The 20,131-nt window shown below is 31.0% G+C and carries 15 protein-coding genes and 1 pseudogene; 1 reads left to right on the plus strand and 15 read right to left on the minus strand.

The window, feature by feature from the left end:
• Positions 1 to 658: 658 nt before the first annotated feature.
• The 11 genes from ACU68U_RS07835 to ACU68U_RS07885 all read right to left on the minus strand — a co-directional run bounded on the left by ACU68U_RS07835 (position 659) and on the right by ACU68U_RS07885 (position 12,947).
• Positions 659 to 1,597, minus strand: a complete 939-nt coding sequence (locus ACU68U_RS07835) for an alpha/beta hydrolase (RefSeq protein ID WP_446763092.1) — start codon at positions 1,595 to 1,597, stop codon at positions 659 to 661.
• 68 nt (positions 1,598 to 1,665) lie between these two features.
• Complete coding sequence (locus tag ACU68U_RS07840) at positions 1,666 to 2,292, minus strand: L-2-amino-thiazoline-4-carboxylic acid hydrolase (protein ID WP_316094462.1); 627 nt, start codon at positions 2,290 to 2,292, stop codon at positions 1,666 to 1,668.
• 27 nt (positions 2,293 to 2,319) lie between these two features.
• Positions 2,320 to 2,928, minus strand: a complete 609-nt coding sequence (locus ACU68U_RS07845) for a class I SAM-dependent methyltransferase (RefSeq protein WP_102164326.1) — start codon at positions 2,926 to 2,928, stop codon at positions 2,320 to 2,322.
• Positions 2,929 to 3,143: 215 nt separating this feature from the next.
• The gene (locus tag ACU68U_RS07850) at positions 3,144 to 3,893 is read right to left on the minus strand and encodes a nucleoside phosphorylase (protein ID WP_156850023.1); all 750 of its coding nucleotides are present in this window, start codon (positions 3,891 to 3,893) and stop codon (positions 3,144 to 3,146) included.
• Positions 3,894 to 4,022: 129 nt separating this feature from the next.
• A complete protein-coding gene (gene abc-f / locus ACU68U_RS07855; RefSeq protein WP_446763093.1) occupies positions 4,023 to 5,624 on the minus strand; it encodes a ribosomal protection-like ABC-F family protein in 1,602 nt (533 codons plus the stop codon).
• A gap of 402 nt (positions 5,625 to 6,026) precedes the next feature.
• On the minus strand, positions 6,027 to 6,641 hold the full coding sequence (locus ACU68U_RS07860) for a hypothetical protein (RefSeq protein ID WP_446763094.1): 615 nt from the start codon (positions 6,639 to 6,641) through the stop codon (positions 6,027 to 6,029).
• Between the two features lie 207 nt (positions 6,642 to 6,848).
• Entirely contained in the window at positions 6,849 to 8,213 is a 1,365-nt protein-coding gene (locus tag ACU68U_RS07865) for an ABC transporter ATP-binding protein (RefSeq protein ID WP_446763095.1), read from the minus strand.
• A complete protein-coding gene (locus ACU68U_RS07870; protein ID WP_227905788.1) occupies positions 8,201 to 8,896 on the minus strand; it encodes an energy-coupling factor transporter transmembrane component T family protein in 696 nt (231 codons plus the stop codon). The genes ACU68U_RS07865 and ACU68U_RS07870 overlap by 13 nt, the downstream gene beginning before the upstream one ends.
• Positions 8,896 to 9,477: an MptD family putative ECF transporter S component gene (locus ACU68U_RS07875; protein WP_446763096.1), complete on the minus strand. Its 582-nt coding sequence runs from the start codon at positions 9,475 to 9,477 to the stop codon at positions 8,896 to 8,898. Before ACU68U_RS07875 ends, ACU68U_RS07870 begins: the two co-directional genes overlap by 1 nt.
• A 10-nt stretch (positions 9,478 to 9,487) precedes the next feature.
• Positions 9,488 to 11,209, minus strand: coding sequence for an ABC transporter ATP-binding protein (locus ACU68U_RS07880; protein WP_446763097.1), 1,722 nt, complete (start codon positions 11,207 to 11,209; stop codon positions 9,488 to 9,490).
• Positions 11,193 to 12,947, minus strand: a complete 1,755-nt coding sequence (locus ACU68U_RS07885; protein WP_446763098.1) for an ABC transporter ATP-binding protein — start codon at positions 12,945 to 12,947, stop codon at positions 11,193 to 11,195. Before ACU68U_RS07885 ends, ACU68U_RS07880 begins: the two co-directional genes overlap by 17 nt.
• A 160-nt stretch (positions 12,948 to 13,107) precedes the next feature.
• Here ACU68U_RS07885 and ACU68U_RS07890 point away from each other — a divergent pair, with 160 nt between their 5' ends.
• Complete coding sequence (locus ACU68U_RS07890) at positions 13,108 to 14,100, plus strand: helix-turn-helix domain-containing protein (RefSeq protein WP_446763099.1); 993 nt, start codon at positions 13,108 to 13,110, stop codon at positions 14,098 to 14,100.
• A 364-nt stretch (positions 14,101 to 14,464) separates the two neighbouring features.
• Here ACU68U_RS07890 and ACU68U_RS07895 read toward each other — a convergent pair.
• The 4 genes and pseudogenes from ACU68U_RS07895 to ACU68U_RS07910 form a co-directional block, all read right to left on the minus strand.
• A pseudogene (locus tag ACU68U_RS07895) lies at positions 14,465 to 15,186 on the minus strand (hypothetical protein); the annotation flags it as partial.
• A 31-nt stretch (positions 15,187 to 15,217) separates the two neighbouring features.
• Positions 15,218 to 16,954: an ABC transporter ATP-binding protein gene (locus ACU68U_RS07900; protein ID WP_094206238.1), complete on the minus strand. Its 1,737-nt coding sequence runs from the start codon at positions 16,952 to 16,954 to the stop codon at positions 15,218 to 15,220.
• Positions 16,947 to 18,668 (minus strand): ABC transporter ATP-binding protein, encoded by a 1,722-nt coding sequence (locus tag ACU68U_RS07905; RefSeq protein WP_446763100.1) that lies wholly within the window; start codon positions 18,666 to 18,668, stop codon positions 16,947 to 16,949. The genes ACU68U_RS07900 and ACU68U_RS07905 overlap by 8 nt, the downstream gene beginning before the upstream one ends.
• Positions 18,668 to 20,131: an ABC transporter ATP-binding protein gene (locus tag ACU68U_RS07910; protein WP_094225133.1), complete on the minus strand. Its 1,464-nt coding sequence runs from the start codon at positions 20,129 to 20,131 to the stop codon at positions 18,668 to 18,670. Before ACU68U_RS07910 ends, ACU68U_RS07905 begins: the two co-directional genes overlap by 1 nt.

Consider the following 20,131-nt stretch of genomic DNA (forward strand, 5'->3'; position numbering starts at 1 on the left):
TAATATTTAGTTGTTGTGTAATTCTTATTAAATTTTTCTAAGCCTAATTTTTTAGGCTTGTTTGACATGCCTTAAATTTCAAGATAAATTATTTTTTATTTTCTCTTGACATTTGATAGCTGGTCTTGTATAATTAACGCATAGTAATTAGTGATTTTGATTTTTACTATATGATAATCACAAACTTGTGAATTGGCTTTTTCTCTTTTTTCATTATATCAAATAATTATTGTGGACAAGTCATTTAATGGAAACTAGAATAAAAAAAGACGATATTTATATCGTCTTGTGGATTTTGTTTAGAAAAAATATATTTAATTTTTCTAAATTTCAATATCTCTATTAATTATTCCCTTGTCTTTTCTTTTAAAATTTCTGCAATTTGTTCAACTTCTGGTATTTTATCAGTATTTAATATTCCAGTTAAATCAAATATTCTCGCACCCATTGATCCTCCTGTGGACACTTTTTTAAAATCTGTTTCATAAAATTTGTCAATAAAAAAATATTTATGCTTATAATTTTCCCTTGATAAATGCATCCATTGAGATGAAGCCATATACCAGCTATTGTAAGGATTAGACATGTTATTACATATATTGGCCCGACACCGAATATCGGCATTTTATATTCTTGTGATATCATTGTCTACCCTAAATTATTGTCCTAACAATTCAATAATTTCATCCTGTGCTTCTCTTCCCTCTCTAAAAAATCTCACCAATGGATAGCAGTGGCACATTCCTTTTCCGACAATAATTTCGTATGGTATGTGGTATTTTTCCATTGCTTTTTTAAAGGTTTGCGCAAAGGCATAGAGGCATTCATTTTCTCCGAAATAAAAATATGTTTTCGGAAAGTCTGTAAAATCTCCTATAGTTCCATCTAGCATATATTCAGGTATGTCTTTATCTCCTTTTGCGATTTCTCTTGCGGTTTTAATATACGTCGGATCAATCATTACATCCTTGTGGTTAAGTTCTTTTAATTTCTCCCAAATTTCTTTATTTTCATCGACAGTTACATCCGGAATTCCTCCTGGAGATACCGAAATAATCTTACCTGGCATTGAAAGTGGTCTTCCTATGGCGTTGTTATGCAAAAAAATCCCTAGTGATAGACAAGCCCCTGATGAAAATCCAAGGACGCTGATATTTTCTGCTTTGTAACTTTCGGTCATCAGCCTATAGGCTTCAAATGATACTTCATATGTCTTATCTATCTTTACATTTTCTGAACAAAGAGGATAAAATAAAAACCAAACATCTTTTCCGGTTTGTTCCATTATTCGTTCCGATAATTTAAAATCCAGTTTATTCGGTTGTGTTATCATTCCTCCGCCGAATAGATAGAGAACTGCACCGTCGGCGGGCGTTTGATTTTTTTGATATGAAATCAGTCTGTAACCCATAACATCTCTATCATAAAGATAATAATTCTTTCTCGTAGCCCTTGCCTTTGCCTTTTCTAAATCAAATACTATTTTTGCATTTTCACCTTTTGCATAATCAAGCATCTCTTCTTTGTTCTTTAAAAACATTTTTTTGACTCCGATAAGTCTCACAATTGTCGATGCAATTTTATAAGTTAAGCTCATTTTATTCTACTCCAATAATAATAAATTAATCACAAACTTTACCAATTTCTTATTCATATAACATCGGTTCATTCTCTATCACCTGTGATAAAATAATCACAACAATCTGCTCCATTTGCTATCGTGCCTTTTCTATGTAAAACTCCATGTTGAAGACTTATCATAACCTCATCCAATTCACAGAATAGTGGCATTAATTCATGTACCCCAAGCTTTTTAGTATATGTACAAATAGGACAACGAGTAATTCTGTAATAACAAGCGCCCTCATATGGTTCTCCCACAAAATCAACCTTAAATGATGTGGGATAGAGCTTTTCTTTTTCCTCGGTATACCATTTATAATACTTAACTATATTTTTCTTATTGGCCTTTTTTCCTCTCTTAGTATTTAGATTAGTTAATGAAAAAAACCATTTGACAAAATACAGAGAGCGACGCATCATTTCCTGGATGGTCTCTGGCGGAATTTCTTTTTCGCTTGCTAAATATGGCGCAACAAATACAAGAGCGAACATCTCATTGTATGCCATTGGATTATCATCTCCGATATCATCTGCTTCTTCTACTAGTTTTCGATAAATTATTTTGCTTTTTTTGAGGATATCCCTAGCATACTTTCTTCCATATTTTTCCACCAAAACTTTTTTCATAGGATGTTGAAACTGATAGAAATAAAAACTGTGATATTTCATTTTTATCCTTGCCTTTCTTTGTCTTTCCTATTTTCTTGCGATAAATACGACTTGTTGTTTTCTATCTAAATGATATTCAAAATTAAATCCCAATTTCCCCAGCATTCTTGTTAAGTCGTAGGGTGTGTATACTTCCATTTCTATCATATGTGCTAATTTTTTTACATCTCTTCTTTTCATAGATGACACTTCATTGCATATTAAAAATTGTCCGTCCTTTTTAAGCACACGATAAATTTCTTTGAAACATTCTTCTATGTCATTCCAAAAATAAATAGTTTCAAACGCTGTGACGATATCTATGGATTCATCTTCAAAAGGAAGGCTTCTTACGTCTCCCAGTGAAATCTCGCATCTTCCAGACTCAATCGCTTCTTTATTTATCTCACTAGCCATCTTTACACTTGTTTCTGAGTGGTCAATTCCGTAAACTTTTTTTGCTTTAGTTAAAAAATATTCTATGTTACGACCCCCGCCGCAGCCCAAATCTAGGACAATATAATCGTTTTCAATATTTATGTAAGACCTTCCCCAACTTGCTAATTTTTCATGTCCTTTATTCATGCTTTTTAACATAAACCTACCGCCAAAATTGTCTTTCGGTTTTCTAAAATTTTCAAAAAAACGCTTAAACATTTCCTCCTCCTCTTGATACTTATTCTCATCTATATTATACCACTTTTTTTCTTTTTGATTTAAGATTTTATGCAAAACAAACTGGTGTAGACGATAGATTACGACTTCCACAACAAATTTCATATTACTTTTTTTTAAATAAAAAACGGCTTTTAAGATTTCTTTTAAATCCTAAAAACCATTTATTTCAATACTAACCTCTAGATTTGTTTATCTTATATTTCTTTTAAAAATTTTAATGCCAAATACAATTTTCCAAGATCATGGTTGGCATTATGGAGTCCTTCGACCTCATAACAGCTCTCATCTAATACATCTCCTGCTTCAAGAAAGTTATAAAGTTCAAATCCATAAAAATCACAAGCTGCTTGAACACCTGCAAGCTCCATTTCTACTGCTATACATCCTTCTGCCTTTCTCTTTGAAACGAGTCCGCGTGTCTCACGAAGCATAACATCTGTAGTCCAGACTTTTCCCTTAGTGTAGGGAGCTTTTTCCTTGATAAAAAATTCTTCAAGCTTACCATGGTTTTTAATATCAAGATAATCTGAAGGAGCCGCATAGTAATAAGATGCTCCCTCACCTCTATAAGCCTCTGTTGGTATAATGTACTTTCCAAAAGTTTTTTCCTTATCAAGACTTCCACAAGATCCAAACATAATAAATTTATTTGCACCTGTAATCCAATTAACTTCTACACAATCTCCTGAAGCAAGAGCCGAACCCATCATAGTAAGATAAAATACAAATTCTTGACCTTCAAATCTACTTTTATATACTGGTCTTGACCCATTTACAGATCCTATATTTCCAATTTCTTCGCATTCAAAATTATCAAGCAAATATTCTATTATGCTTTTTGAATATATTATCAAACATTTTTCTGCAATATTTTTCTTTTCTCCGTAAAAGTCTTTTAGACTTAAAACTGGCTCTGTTTCATTATCAAAACTATCTATTATCATATTATTTCCTCCAAATTCAGATTTTATAATTCTATTGACGAGATTTACACTAATTTCAAGATTTGTTTTATATCGTTGAGATTTTCAGCAAAATAAATTAATTGCCCGATTGATAAAAGATGCTAAAATTTATTTATTTTTTTCTTCAATAAGATTATTATACTCTTCTTCTAGTTTTTCTCTTTCCTCTTTGGGTATCTCCATTGCTAGTCTAGAACTTATAGAGGATATTCTAAAATCAAGTAATAAAATATCTCTATCCTTGTTAATTGTTGTCTTCTTATTCCTATTTTTGTATTGTGATAAATTACCTTTAAAATTTTTGATTCTTTTATCTTCTATAATCATAAGTGTATCTGATATTTTATTTATAAACTCCTCATCATGACTTACAAAAATAAATGGTCTATCATAAGATTTCAGTAGATTTTCTAAACTTTCTATTGCTCTTATATCCAAAAAGTTTGTCGGTTCATCAAATATAAGATAATTAAAATCAGATGTTAAAATTTTAGCCAATTTTACCTTAGCTTTTTCTCCATCGCTTAATACATTTATAATCTTATATACATCGTTAGACTTAAACCCTAGTCTTGCAAGAACAATTCTTGTCATTGTTTCATCATATATAGACGTATTTGATACATTTTTTAAGATGCTGGAATTTTCTTCTAAAATATCACTCATTTGACTAAAATAACCTATCTTAAGATTTGGATGCACCCATATGTTTTCTTTATTACGTATCATATTTAAAAGAGTAGTTTTTCCACTTCCGTTTTCTCCAATTATCGCTATTTTAGAATTGTTGTTTATTTGGAAGTTGGATTTTTCAAACAAAACCTTATTTCCAAATTTTTTATTTATGTTTTCCGCTCTTATCAATATTTTAGAATGAATTCGTTTATTATCTGGAATGGATAGTTGTATCTCTTTTTCTTCTTTAGGTTTTTCTTTTATATCAAGTTGATTTATCCTAGATTCTACAGCTTTTACTTGCTTGTCTAATTTTTTCTTGTTTTCCTGACCACCCATCTTATGGAGTCTTGCTTCTGAATTCCCCATCCTTTTAGGTGTGGTTCTTACTTTAGATGATTGTTCCTTTATATTGATAGCTAGATTTTCTAATCGTCTTTTTTCTTTTATAAAATTCGAATACTCTTTATCTTGAAACTTTTGTCTTTTTTCTCTTTCTTCAAGATAGAAATTGTAGTCTCCATTATATTCTTCAATTTTTTCATCCTTTAATTCTATAATTTTTTTACAAGTTCTATTTATGAAATCACGATCATGCGAAATTATAAGGTATCCTGTTTTTCTTGAATTTAGCTTTTCTATAAGTTCTTCTTTTTGCTTTAAGTCTAAATGGGATGTAGGCTCATCTATTAAAAGAAACTTAAAACTATCTGATAAAATATCTGTTAATTTTAATCTTTGTTCCTCACCCGGACTATAATCGTCATCAATCTTTAACTGAGATTTGGAATAGATTTCATCAGAAAAATTCTTAGCTTGAATATCATAATTTAATAAATATCCTAAATCTCTATCTACTCTTACTTGACCAGTATAGTCTTTATCTATTCCTAATATTATTCTTAAAAGAGTAGTTTTACCCGTTCCATTGTCACCTATTAAGGCTATCTTATCATTTTCATTTATTGATAAACTATCAATTTCAAATAGCTTTCTATCTGGTAAAGTTTTTATTAAGTTTTGTATATATATCATAAATCCTCCTATGTTTTTTTTGAGAGGATTTTTTCCTCTCTTAGTTATTTGTAAGACTATATCTATTGTTCATTTGTCTGTACCTCCTAATACTATTTAATAATTTATACCCATAAAAACAATCAATCCCCTGTCATCATAAACAGATTGACTTGTCCATTTCACACCTTATTGCTCACCATAGCAATAACTCCATCTATCTTTTCGGTAGATTTTTCTTTGTCAGCTTTTATTTTTCAGCGGAATTTGTATATATAAAGATTTGAAACCTTTAGTCATACTTGAAGATCTTCCTCTCTTTTTTGGTTTAAGCCCATCAAGTCCTTGATTTCTAAAATCAGTTCAGAATTTTACTAGTTTATCTTAATATTATTTACTATTTTACCCGAACAACACACTCGTCTATTCACACTCTATACTCATATAATACTCATCGCAAAACTTATCCCACTTAACTGTATAGTCATCATGTGTGAGCAAGGTCAAGTCTTTTGCTGTAAATATATTTCTTTTTCTTGCTTCATCAAAGAAATATTCAAAACCACAGAAGGTTTCACTAATATAGGCGTATACGTACTTGAATCCAAGACTATATGCAAGGTAGAGGCGTGTGTGTCCATCTAGGGACGCGTATGTGTCTTCGCATATTGTAACTGGGATAATCACGTCTTCTTCTCTATTAACAAAGCTCTTAACTGCCTCTAATTTATCACTATCTATAAAGAACTGTATCGGCTGGATTTTATCTAGATCAAGCTTAAAAACCTCCACATCTTTGAATTTCTTAATAAGCTTACCACTTTCATCATAAAAATTTGTGATGTGCTCTGCATTAAATCGAAACTCTTCAATGACCTCGTCAAAATATGCTTCTTCTCCTTTTATAAGTGCCTCGGTCTGTGATATGATTTTAATTTCTACAGGCACATCGCCATCTACAATGTAGCAACCGTGCTGATATAGTGCCTCTTGACTGAAGCGATTGTCATCATATGTATTGATTCTATCTATTCTCATTTAATCTCCTTGAATAGTTTTCTTTGAAGTTTTGTATAAATGGCGATTTTTTCACGTTATTACTCCTTATAATCAAAAGACCCGACTTGGTACGCATTGTTAAGAGGCGTGTCGGGTACTGTTGCCTATATAATATAGTAATTACCTTGATTTGTCAATTTTTTCAAACCACCATCCAGTTCTATAGACTTAGCTCTCATGCTCTATTTACAATTCAAAAATCTCATCTGCCACTTCATTTAAAAATTCTATATCATGGGAAACAATAAAAATTATTTTATTTTTATTTCTATATTTTTTAATCAGTTCAGATATTTTTATCATATTAGCATAATCCATGCCGCTAGTTGGCTCATCATAGTAAATAAAAGTAGAGTCCTTGCACATAACTGACGCTATTGCAAGTCTTTGCTTTTGTCCTCCTGATAAACTCATCGGATGCCTTTCAATAAATTCGTCCAGGCCTAAATCTTTTAAAATGATTTTCGCCTTTTCTTCATCAAAATTTTTTACACCTAGGCTAAGCTCTTTGAATACTTCATCTGTAAATAATTGATGATTTACGTCTTGCATAACAAGTGAAGATTTTTTCAGCCTTTCTTTCTTGGATAGTTTTTCTCCTTTAAAATAAATCCCTTCTTTTGATTTTTTCTCAAGACCTATTAAGCATCTCAAAAGCGTTGACTTTCCTCGTCCATTGGATCCTATTATGCCATAAATTTTACCAAGCTTAAATGAGATGTCTTTTATACTTAAACACTCATCATCAGTAAATTTGTAGCTAAGATTTTTTATCTGATATTCTCCACCGTCTTTTAAATAAGGAACTTCTAATTTGCTTAATTCTTTATCCCTTAAACTTAAAGCGTTCAATTCATTTTTATCAAACTTTAAAAATTCACTTCTTGTATAAGTTTTTTTAAGTTTGCCTTTATCTATCAAAAATACACGATCAACTATGTCCATCAAATAATAAATTCTATGCTCTGCTACAATTATGCTTATGCCTTTTTCTTTTAGTATTTTAAGCATTTTTGTCAAAACACTTATGCTTTTAATATCCAAATTTGATGAAGGCTCATCCATAACTATAATCTTTGTACCTGCTATATAAGAAGCAGCAATGCAAAGAATTTGTTTTTCACCGCCAGATAGATTAAATATATTTCTATTCAAAAGATTTTTTACCGGGAATATTTCAAGCATGTCCTTTAAACGCCTGTCCATCTCTTCTCTTGCAAGACCAACATTTTCTAAATAAAACAATAATTCTAATGTCGTATTAACATTAAAGAAATATGTCTTAGGATTTTGAAAAACAGTTGAGACAAGCATTGAGATTTGATAAAGCTCCAAATCTTTTATATTTTTGCCATCAATAATTATTTCTCCCTTTGTTTTTGCGTTATCATACCTTACAGCTAATCCGTTGATAGAATTTATTAAAGATGATTTGCCGCTTCCGCTTTTTCCCGTAAATAGGACACACTCTCCCTCGGCTATTGATAGTGATATATCATCCAATATATGCACTTCGCCATAATCAAGACTTAAATTTTTTATTTCAACCATATTAAGCCTCCCACAATAAGTCCAGCAACTGCTAATACATAAACAAAATCAATTAGCTGTATCTTTACACTGATATATCTGGTCTTGGCAATTGGATTTTCTATCGCCTTTGTTTCTGCTGCTTTTGCAATGTCATCTGCAATGTTTGAAGATATAATTAGTAGTGGTACTGAAACATATTCAAGATATTTGATTGGGTTTTTAAAATTTATCCCCCTTACTCTCATAGCCATTTTGATGTTTTTCTTCTCCTCTTTAAAAGATGGGAAAAATCTAAACATAACTGCAATAGGTATGGAAAGATTTTTTGGAATTTTAAGCTTATCCATTGATGAAATTATTGTGCCTACGTCAGAAGTTTTTATCATGAAGCTAGCTGCCATAAATGGCAATAAAAACATTCTAAAGACTATAGGTATACTTAAAAACATCTTAATTATTGGGTTTATTGTAGATAGAATCATAAAATTAGGCAAGGAGTAAAGTATTCCACATAAAACTATCCATTTTAAAAGTGTTTTTTTATATTCATTCAAATAAAACAAAATTAAAAATATACAGATAATAGCTAGTTCAAAGCGGATATTTATGCCATGCATTACTGTTAATCCTGTAAGAAATACGGCTAATATTTTGCTGATCGGATTTGGATTAAAGGGAGCATTTGAAGAAAAGGTAGGCATTATACAATGCCTGCTTTTTCAAAGTGTTTCTTCAATAGAGCCTTTCCTATATATGCCCCAATAATTCCTCCTATAAAAGCACCTAAGGCTACTAAAGCCATGTGAGGATATGTTATTAGTTTTTCTAGGGCTACTACATAGTCGTCTCCCATCATTTTGCAATGTTCTATATATACTTCTTTTGCTAAAAGCATTTGCATCATAGAGCTGCAAATCCATATGCAAAATACAGCGTAAGAAAGCATATTGTATTTAAAAGAATTGTAATTGCCAATCTTTCTAATTAATTCTGATATTATCATTACTATAAGCGATAAAACTACAACTACATAAGTATGTCCAGCAGCAAACATAACAAGCGGTGATATCATACCGAATATAAATAACGCCCATGGTTTTTGAACCTTAGTCATAAATAACATAACTACAGTCCCTGCAACTATGGCTAATACTGTCGGGTATATTAAAAACAATATTGGAATCATGCCCATCATTCCAATTCCAAACATCAAGGCGAAATAAATTACGCCAAAAACACCGATGCTTACTAAATCTTTGACTTTTAATTTTTTATCATCCAATTTAAACCTCCTAATAAATAAATTCTTCTGCCATTTTTGTTTTTTCTATTAAATTCTTGTAAACTTTTGATTTTTGTAAAAGCTCTTCATGTTTGCCTTCACTTTCTACTTTTCCGTTTTCAAGAACTATTATCTTGTCTGCATTTTCTATGGATTTCATTCTGTGTGAAATGATGACAACAGTTTTATCTTTAACTAAATTATTTAAAGACTCTTGAATCTTTTTCTCGTTGTCAACATCAAGGCTTGCTGCTATCTCATCTAAAATCAATATCGGTGCATCTTTTAAGAAGGCTCTGGCTATTGATAACCTTTGTCTTTCTCCTCCTGATAGCTCAGCTCCGTTCTCACCAATAACTGTATCGAAACCCTTATCCATCTTTTCTATAAAATCTGTGCAGTTTGCAAGTTTTGCTGCCCTTTTAACTTCTTCGTCACTTGCATTTTGCTTTCCGATTCTAATATTTTCCATAACGCTTTGATTAAATAGAACGACATCTTGGAAAACTATGGATACCTTGTCAAAAAGGGATTCTGTTGATATTTCTTTTATATCTTTGCCGTCGATTAGGATTTCTCCCTCGTCGTAATCATAAAGTCTTGATATAAGTTTCAAGATAGTTGTTTTACCGCATCCGCTTGCACCTACTAAAGCAGTAACCTCTCCCTGCTTAGCTCTAAAGCTTACCCCATTTAAAACTTTTGCGTCTTTATTGTAGGCAAACTCAACATCTTTTAGATCAATATCAAATTTTTTCAAATTATAGTCTTCGCCTTCCTGTAAATTTTGATTTTGAATTTCTTTTAGTCTTTCAATTTTTGGCGATAAATAAAATATCTCCATCATGCCCTCTTTAGATGCATCTAGAGAGTCTTTTAGCTTTATCGCCGCTAGTAAATATCCTACAAGGTAGAGAGGGCTTATCTCTTTACTAATAATTAGATTTACGCCAACAAATATTACGACAGCAAGGGAAATAAAACTAAATATTGAAGATATAGACATAGTTAAAATTGTAGTTATTTCCGCTTTTAAGTGCACTTTTTCACTTTTATCCATTTTTTCATATAGCTTTTCTTTCATTTCCTCTGATAAGCCGTATGCTTTAATCTCCATTTGCATTTCTATATTTTCCTGAAAACTTTCTGAGTTTTTTCTTAGAATATCATAATATCTTTTATGTCCCTTAACCTGATATTTTTTAGATAAGGGTATGAATATAAAGCTTAAAAGAGATGGAATAATTACAGCTAAGCCCATCTTGACATTACCCATTAGCATCATGACGGATATAAGCGGGAAGAAGAGTGCCATGCCGCCTACCTTTGGTATTGAATGGCTCATTGCATGCTCTATACCTTCAATATCAGACATGATTGTTTGTGAAAGGTCGGAAATGTCATGTTTAGAAAAGTATGATAGAGGCAGTTTTGATAAATATTCCGCTGTCCTTATTCTTAAATCTGCACTTTCTTGATAGGTTGTGCTATATAATTTATCGTATTCGATAGAAAGCAAAATATACATTGCTAGCAAGGTCAAGGCTGAGAATACTATATAAAAGCCCTTGCTTTTGCCCATATTTTCCAAAACTTCCTGAGCAAAAATCATAAGTAAAATGGCAGGAAGCATGTTTATACAATAAACGAAAAATGAAGCCAGTGTTGCTTTGCTTAAATTTCTTGCTCCTTTATCTGTAAGAGCAAATCTTTTTTTATAAAACTCCTTCATTCGAAACCCTCCATTCATTTGCACTGTTAAACATCTCTTGCAGTCTCTTATACCTTGTATCTCTTGACATTAATTTTTTGTCGGAGCCTCTTTCTATAATTTTTCCGCTATCCATCACAAGTATTTCATCAAGGTCTTTAATTGTTGATAACCTGTGTGCAATCATGATAACTGTTTTATCCTTCATAAGATTTTTGAAAGCTTTTTGTAGTTCAAACTCGTTATCTGGGTCAATTGATGCTGATGCTTCGTCCATAATAATAATTTTGGAATCCTTTAAAATTGCTCTTGCAATTGCAATTCTTTGTTTTTCTCCACCAGATAAATAAACTCCTTTTGATCCTATGATAGTATTTTCTCTTTCTGGGAATTTGTCTAATATCAGATCGCATCCTGCTAATTTTAAGGCTCTCATAACGTCATCTCTTGTCGCATCTTTATTAGCTAAAAAAACATTGTCATAAATACTCTTCTTGAATAATTTTGAATCTTGAAAAACAAAAGAAATGGCTTTAATTAAAACTTCGTCAGAATATTCACTTATTGGAGTCCCGCCTATCTTTATCGTTCCTTCATTAACATTGTAAAAACCTGATATAAGTTTTGCTACTGTTGATTTGCCTGATCCAGATGAACCAACTAGTGCATAGGACTTTCCCTCTTCTAATTTAAAGGATAAATTTTCAATGACAGCTTTATCGTTATAAGCAAAGCTAACATTCTCAAATTCTATATTGTAGTTTTTAAAATTATTGACATTACCATGCACTAATTTGTCTTTTTGCATATCTTCGTAAAGTGCCTCTAAAGTATCTACTGCATAATTGCCTTGAGAAATATACATGGAGTACCACATCATTCTCATAAATGAAACAAATAGAACTCCCGATAAAAATAAAATCATGATAAGCTCAAGTAATATCATCTTGGCGCTGCCTAAGGTAGCCATAAAATAAACTATAGGAATAATTAAAATTGCAATCAGTCCAAAAAATAACCACTGATACAAAACATACGGCTTTTTACAAGATAGCGAATAATCATAAGCATACTTTGAGTAATCTTTTATAGCCTTATAAAAACTTTTAAATGACTCAACATTTACTCTAAATATTTTTACAACTTGCATTCCTCTTACGTATTCAACAGTCTCTGCACTTAATTTAGATAGCGCTTCTTGGTATATCTTCATAAATTTTTGCTCGCCCATCATTGCCCCTAAAATTAAGCCGCCAATTATTGTAAGAGCAAGCAAGGTTATGCCAACTCTTATACTTACTATAAAGCCTAGTACAAGGACAAGTATAGGTGTAACTATTGCCTGAGAGCTATCTGGAATCATGTGAGCTACAACCTGATGAGTTTGTGCGGCGTTGTCATCTATTATTTTTCTAATTTGACCAGATGGATTCAAGTCAAAGAACCTAAAACTAGCTTTCTCTAAACCATCGATCCCTCTTTTCCTCAAATTTGTTTCAAGCCTAAATCCCAAGATGTGTGAAAACATTCCTGAAACAAAATAAAATACCGCTCCAATTGTTAGTGTAATAACAGATTTTAATGCTAAGCTCTCTGCACCCGATAAATTCGAATTAATGATTAACTTATCCAGAAATTTGTAGATTAAATAATATCCATATACTGTAAGTACAGCAGATATAGCAGAAAAAACTATAGCTAAAAATCCAAGATATTTTTTATCCTGTACATAAGCAAATAGTTTTTTGTAAATCTTCATAATCATCTCCCCTTTCTTTGATGTTCCATTTAGGTATAAATTTACTTAGCTGATAATAGCTATCATTGCGTTTTTATTATACATCGGCTATAATTACTAATACAATGGTTTTAAAATAATAAGGCTAATTGGAATATTGTCTAAAAGGGATAGGTGTATTATGACATATTACGATTTTGTAAAAGATTATATGAAAGTAGATGAGTGTAAAAACAATAAGAAGTATTCAAGTGCAGGCCACACTTTTTGTTGGAATAAAGAAGACTTAACTTACGCAGAAGGCCTGTATTGGTTTTATGAAGGAGATGGATTTATTATTGATGTCCATGATTTTTATATCAAAGAAGAAGTAGTTCAAAATAATACTTATAGTATGGCAGATTATGTGTCAATATACACAAGCTACATAGTCAGCGCAAATGGAGAAAAATTTAATCCGTATCAAACGCTTACCGCAAACTCTTTATGTACTCTTGATTTTGATAATATAAAAGATGACTTCCTATTTTTATTACATGAGAACTGCTATTATCTTGCTGTTTCTATAGGATTTAAAAGAGAACTTTTGGAAAAGCACCTATCATCCATTAATATTGATCCAGAATCTTTTTATTCGAACTTATTTCAAACTAATCAAATTATACTTACAAAGGCCCTAGAAAAAGTGGCAATGGAAATCTTGAATTGTAAGATGTATGCTCCTGCCGCCGATTTTTTCTTTAAAGCCAAAGCAAATGAATGGGTGAGTATAGTAATAGATACCTACTTAAATAGGAAGAAATATAAAATTGAGTCTGATGATAATAAAGCACTTGAAGATGTAGCAAGATTCTTAGATGACCATTTCGCCATGAATGTAAATCAAGAAACCCTTGAAAAAATATCTAAAATGAGCGGAACAAAATTAAAAAATTTGTTCAAAGAAAAATATGGTCAAAGCATTACAGAATACACCCAAAGAAAAAGAATGAATGTGGCTGAAACTCTTCTGTTAAATGCCGAACTTCCTATAAAAGAAATAGCAGAATCTGTTGGATATTCATCTGCTAGCAAATTTTCCATTTATTACAAAAGATACAAGGGAAAACTTCCTAGTGAAGTCCGTAATTTAGCTTGCAAACATCACAAGTTAAAATGCGATTATTGTGATTAAGGTAAATTTTATTAAATCAAAAAAGAGTAGCCCTTTAAGCTACTCTTGTAGAAAGTACAAAATGAGTTAATTATATTTTTTGTGTTTCCTCATACTAGTTGCAAAACCACTCTTACATCCATATAGTTTTTTTGAGTCTTTTTTACATATTCTTCTTTATCTTTTTCAAAGACAAAATGCTTATAAAACTGCTTAAAATGCAGGATTTCTAAATTTACATCTTTTGTATCAACGCTATAGCTTCAGCAGTCGATTTCTGCCAATCAAAGCTTCCTATTCGGTCGCTTCTCCTGGGAAATCTTTGCATGAGACCTGCCTCTACTTTTCAGTGTATCTTCGCTTCTTGACAAGTAGGGCTAGGGCTTCAACGTGCGTTGCCTTTTATTTGGGAACATAATTTTTTATCCTCGTCATTCTTGTGGGAGCACAATTTATCAATATCATTGTCTTTGGCATTCTTTCTTTTATCTTTGAAATTATTTGAATCTAGACTATCTTTTACTCCTGTTTTGAAATAGAATGTTAAGTCATATGGATGGACTGTTCCTTCTTTGTCAATTCTGCCTACCACAACTTTTTCAACTATGCTTTCAAATACTGTTCTGTTAAATTCCTCTATAATTTCTCTATTATCTAAGATCTTTTTAAATTGCTTTAGTCTTTCTTTAATAAAACTTTCATCTTTTATTGTTAGTTCCAGTGTTTTCTTTTCATCAAGTAATTCTTCTTTTTGTTTTGTAAGTTTTTTATACTTTTTAGTATAAACTTCTTCATCTATATTATCTTCTAAATGAAGATCAACTAACTTTCTTTCTTGACTAATGATTCTATTTAATTGGTTTTCTAACTTTTTCAAATCTTTGACTAAAGTATTATCATTTATTTCTTCTTTTATAAAGATACTTTTTGTTGTATGGTCATAATCATAACTAAGGCAACCTTGAAAACCAATAAGCTCCCCCTTTTCCATTTTCATTTTCAATCCTTTTTTACATGGGCTGAGTTATTTTCTACTTCTTGTTGAGCTACTGAACTTAATATTGTTAATAGTAATTCTTCATTCATTGTCAAAGTATCTATATTTTCTTATTCAAAGACTTTAAATATTTCTTTTATATTAATTATTTAATTTCCATGATTCCGCCTTAGTTTTTGCATTGATAAGATCAGAATAAAGTCCATTATTTTTAATCAGTTCTTCGTGATTTCCACGTTCTACTATTTCTCCATCTTTTAAGACTAAAATCTGGTCAGCATTTCTAATTGTCTTTAACCTGTGGGCAATCATTATTATCGTCTTATTTTTTGTTAATGATTCTATTGCTTCTTTAAGCTTATCTTCATTTTCTGGATCTATACTTGCTGTGGCTTCATCAAAGATTATGATGTCCGCATCTTTTAGCATAGCTCTTGCAATGGAAATTCTTTGTTTTTCTCCACCTGATAGACTTGCTCCACCTTCTCCGATGACAGTGTTATATCCTTCTGGTAAAGCTTCTATAAATTCATGACATCTTGCTTTTTTAGCAGCCTGAACTACTTCTTCATGGCTTGCATTTTGTTTTCCAAATTTTATATTGTTTTCAATTGTATCCTCAAATAGATATACATCTTGAAAGACCATGGAAATTGAATTCATAAGATTTTCTATCTTATAATCCTTAATATTTTCTCCACCTATTAAAATTTCACCAGAATTTACATCCCAAAATCTCGCTATGAGATTACAAAATGTTGTCTTACCAGATCCAGATGGACCAACTATGGCAGTCATGGTATTTTCTTTTATCTCAGCTGATACATTTTTTAAAATTGGTCTGTCATCATAAGAAAAGCTGACATTTTTAAAGACTATATCATGATTTTTTATAGGCTCTGTAATACTTCCTTCTCTCATATCAGGCATAGAGTCGATAAAACCTACAGAATCTATGGCATTTTCGCAAGCTCTTAGGATTGCCATGTTTGATCCTGCCCCGATTAAGCCTTCAAAGATAATAAAGGATGCCATAATCATAAGAATTGTTTCAGCAAGTGGAAGTTCACCAGATAAATTTAATTTTAATGATACATAGACCATAGCTACTGTTGTTATTCCCATTACAATTCTTTGGATAACTGTGTAAGGTGCTACAGATATTTCTAAATCTAAAAGTATATTTGATGTATCTTTTATAGACTTTCTCAAAGCTCTGTTATTTTCTCCACCAAGATTATAGGATTTTATAACCTGCATTCCTTGTAAAGTTGCTAATACTTCTTTTGTAAGTCTTGTTTGTGTTTCTGTCATTTTGTCTGCATTAGCTGATGATTTTTTCTCCATCATTGATGTAACGATGAAAAATACTACCACACCTGCTACAGCAACCAGTCCTACCTTTACGTTAAAAATTAAAGTTCCAAGGACAAAGACTAAAGTATTTAAAACTCCACCAAGTACAAGAACCAAAAGCATAGGCACCCACATTTCTGCTTGGGAAAGTGAAGATGTAGCAATAGTAGTTAATCTTCCTAGTGAAAAGCTTGAAAAGAAACCCATAGGAACTCTTTTTATTTTTTCTCCTATTTCTATCCTCTTATGAGCTGCCATAAAATATCCAGCGTGTGTTTGTGCCATTTGTGATGATTTTTGTGTCATTATCTTTCCGACAAGGGATATAACTAATATTCCAAGACAAACAAAGATATCCTTATAGCCTAAAGTTTTAGAAAATATATTTACTAGCATATAGTAAATTGCACCAAACTCAAGGGCATTAAATACTGCGTGCAAAAATCCAGCGAGAATAGATTTCTTAATATATACCTGTTCTTCTTTTGAAAAATTCCATATCTTTTTAAACACATTAAGCATTTTCATCACCCCTTAAATTTGCAGCATACATTTCCTTATAAAGTTCTGATGACTTTAATAGTTCTTCATGAGTACCATAAGAATTTAATTTGCCGTCTTTAATAACAAATATCCTATCTGCATCAACAATTGTCTTTAGCCTATGAGCGATTATGATTAAAGTTTTACCCTTAACTAGGTTTGCCAAGGCGTTTTGTATGAGAGCTTCATTTTCGGGATCTATATAGGAAGTTGCTTCATCTAGAATTACGATTGGTGCATTCTTTAGCATGGCACGAGCAATAGATATTCTTTGTCTTTCTCCTCCAGATAGATGACCTCCTCCTTCACCAACTCTTGTATCATAACCATTAGTTAGATTCATAATAAAATCATGGCAGGCAGATTTTTTACATACATCTATAATTTCTTCGTCAGAGGCATTCTTATTTCCAAGCCTAATATTTTCCTTTATAGTCATATCAAAGAGGAAATTGTCTTGGGATACAAAAGAAATAAGTGAAGACAAGTTTTCGAGCGACACATCTTTTGTTTCTACTCCTCCAATTTTAATAGATCCCTTATCTACATTCCAAAAACCAGCAATAAGTTTTGCTATTGTTGACTTGCCTGATCCCGAAGGACCAACGAGGGCTGAAACAGAAGATTCTTTTATTTCCATAGAAAGATTATCTATAACCTTATTTTTTCCATCGTAAGAAAAGTCTACGTCTTGAAGTTCTATATTATAGGATTCTATTTTTTCTCCCTTGTCAATATTTTCTAACTCTCTTGAATCTAAAATCTTTCCTATTTCAGAAGTTATAGTTGATATTCTTGACATATCATCCATATAGTTCATGATTTTTAAAATGCTAGAAACTGTAGCAAATGATAATACTATTAAGGTAATTAAATTTCCTAAATCAATACTTCCATTTATATAAAATAAAATCCCAAAAGGTATGATTGTAATAATTCCCATAGGAGAAAGTAATCTACCTATGGCAACCCTATTCATAGATTCACCCATCCAGTTATAATAAAAGCTTGCATTATCATAAACTGCATCAGCATATTTTTTATAAGATGATTCGCTTTGATTAAAGGTCTTTATTACTTCTATCCCATTTATATACTCAACAATGGAATTATTCATATGTTGACCAATGGCAACTGACTTTCCAAACATTTCCTTATAATGAGCATTCATAACAGACATCATGGTAGCCATTCCTACTACAAAAGGAATTAGTGATAGCAAGGTCAATCGCCAATCTAAGGTAAACATATAAATAAATAATAGAACAGGTCCTACTAAGTTTGCCGTAAATTCTGGAACAAGGTGGGCAAGTGAAGTTTCCATAGAATCAACTTGCTCAACTATAATATTTTTTAATTCTCCAGATGTCCTTGAAAGAACATCTCCCAGTGGCATCTTAAAAAGTTTCTTAGAAATATCATTTCTAATTTCTCCTAATGAATTAAAGGTTGCGGTATGGGAAATACTTGTTGATATTCCTGCTGCCACTTCTTTAATAACAAATGTTATTAAAATAATTATGCAAAGTGGAGTGTATAAATTCATGTCGCTTACGCCATTAATCAAATTCACAATAATTTTCGCCATAAAAATATAAGAAAAAAGCCCAGCCACTACTCCAATTATTGCCAGTAAGATTGACATAAAATATGAGCCTTTTCTCTTTTTTACATATTGTTTTATTAGATCCATCAAATCCCCTCCTTAATATTATATTTTTTTCCCATTAATATAGCTAATATTTTTTCTTTATCCTCCTTTGTAGAAAATTCCTCAAAAGAGTATCCATCTAGATAAAGAATTTTATTGCAGGAATTACACAAAAATTCATAATCATGGGAAATTATAAGTATAATTTTTTCTTTTTCTTGTAATTTCTTCATTCTTTCTGAAATAATTTGCATATTATGTCCATCTAAACCACTTGTTGGCTCATCAAATAAATAAACATCTCTTTCTAAAAGTTCTGCTGAGGCGATAGTTAATCTTTGTTTTTGTCCGCCTGACATGATTTGTGGATGGATGTCTTTTAAATTTTCTAAGTTAAAATCAGCTAATATTTTATCTGTATCTGCATCTTTATTATTTAGTTTTAACTCGTCTTCTGCTGAAACTTCAAAAAGATTACTATCAGGATTATTTGACAGGTAGTATATTCTTTTTTGCCTATTTCTTTTGTTTAATTTTTCTCCATTTATAGATATAAAACCACTATCTTTTTTCACAAGTCCACTTAAAATTTTAAACAGAGTAGATTTGCCTATGCCATTATCCCCAATAATTCCATAAATATTTCCACTTTTAAATTCGTAGGTCAAATCTTTTATAAGGACATTCTTATTATAGGAAAAAGAAATTTTTTCTAAGTTCATAGAATTTATCTCTTTTAACTTATTTATTTTAGGATATATTTTATTTAAAGAAAAGAATCTTAATCCTAACTTATTGAAAAAATCTTCACTTTTTGATAATAGTTCTTCCTCTGTAAAAACATTGCTAATTTCCCCATTTTTAAGATAATAATATTTATCCACTACTCCTCTAAGGTAGTATAGCCTATGCTCTGAAATGATTATTGTCTTTTTATTTTTCTTTAATAAAAGCATAAGTTTTCTTAAAGCTTCTACACTTTTCATATCTAGGTTAGCAGACGGTTCATCAAAAACATAAATAGGTGGATTAAGTGCATTTATTGAAGCAATTGTTATTTTTTGTCTTTCTCCACTTGAAAGATGAAATAAGTTTTTATCTTTTAAATCTTCTCCATTAATAGATTTTAAGGAATTATTGATTATTTCATCTATTTTTTCTCTTTCTATCCCATAATTTTCAAGCCCGAAGGCAATTTCATCTTCTACATTTTCTGCAAAAAATTGACTCTTGGGATTTTGAAAAATAGATCCTACTTTCCTCCCTATTTCATATAATTCTTTTTCCAGGGGATTTATTCCATCTATGGAAATTTCTCCCTTTAATTTTCCTCCATAGAATTTATAAGCAAGACCATTTATAAGTCTTGTAAGGGTAGTTTTACCACAACCACTCGCCCCTATAAAGGCAACACATTCCCCATCATTAATTTCCAAATTAATATTTTTTAAGATGTTTGCTGAATCTTTACTGTAGGCAAAGCTTACATTTTTTAAATTGATCAT

It is taken from the genome of Finegoldia sp. P3-F-LR (genome assembly GCF_052932165.1).

What these genes read in the sequence shown, in the direction of transcription:
- ACU68U_RS07865 (WP_446763095.1), bottom strand. Translation starts at nt 8,213, where the DNA reads ATGGTTGAAATAAAAAATTTAAGTCTTGATTATGGCGAAGTGCATATA.
- ACU68U_RS07840 (WP_316094462.1), bottom strand. Translation starts at nt 2,292, where the DNA reads ATGAAATATCACAGTTTTTATTTCTATCAGTTTCAACATCCTATGAAA.
- ACU68U_RS07870 (WP_227905788.1), bottom strand. Translation starts at nt 8,896, where the DNA reads ATGCCTACCTTTTCTTCAAATGCTCCCTTTAATCCAAATCCGATCAGC.
- ACU68U_RS07850 (WP_156850023.1), bottom strand. Translation starts at nt 3,893, where the DNA reads ATGATAATAGATAGTTTTGATAATGAAACAGAGCCAGTTTTAAGTCTA.
- ACU68U_RS07860 (WP_446763094.1), bottom strand. Translation starts at nt 6,641, where the DNA reads ATGAGAATAGATAGAATCAATACATATGATGACAATCGCTTCAGTCAA.
- ACU68U_RS07880 (WP_446763097.1), bottom strand. Translation starts at nt 11,209, where the DNA reads ATGAAGGAGTTTTATAAAAAAAGATTTGCTCTTACAGATAAAGGAGCA.
- ACU68U_RS07885 (WP_446763098.1), bottom strand. Translation starts at nt 12,947, where the DNA reads ATGAAGATTTACAAAAAACTATTTGCTTATGTACAGGATAAAAAATAT.
- ACU68U_RS07910 (WP_094225133.1), bottom strand. Translation starts at nt 20,131, where the DNA reads ATGATCAATTTAAAAAATGTAAGCTTTGCCTACAGTAAAGATTCAGCA.
- ACU68U_RS07905 (WP_446763100.1), bottom strand. Translation starts at nt 18,668, where the DNA reads ATGGATCTAATAAAACAATATGTAAAAAAGAGAAAAGGCTCATATTTT.
- ACU68U_RS07835 (WP_446763092.1), bottom strand. Translation starts at nt 1,597, where the DNA reads ATGAGCTTAACTTATAAAATTGCATCGACAATTGTGAGACTTATCGGA.
- ACU68U_RS07900 (WP_094206238.1), bottom strand. Translation starts at nt 16,954, where the DNA reads ATGCTTAATGTGTTTAAAAAGATATGGAATTTTTCAAAAGAAGAACAG.
- ACU68U_RS07890 (WP_446763099.1), top strand. Translation starts at nt 13,108, where the DNA reads ATGACATATTACGATTTTGTAAAAGATTATATGAAAGTAGATGAGTGT.
- ACU68U_RS07845 (WP_102164326.1), bottom strand. Translation starts at nt 2,928, where the DNA reads ATGTTTAAGCGTTTTTTTGAAAATTTTAGAAAACCGAAAGACAATTTT.
- abc-f (WP_446763093.1), bottom strand. Translation starts at nt 5,624, where the DNA reads ATGATATATATACAAAACTTAATAAAAACTTTACCAGATAGAAAGCTA.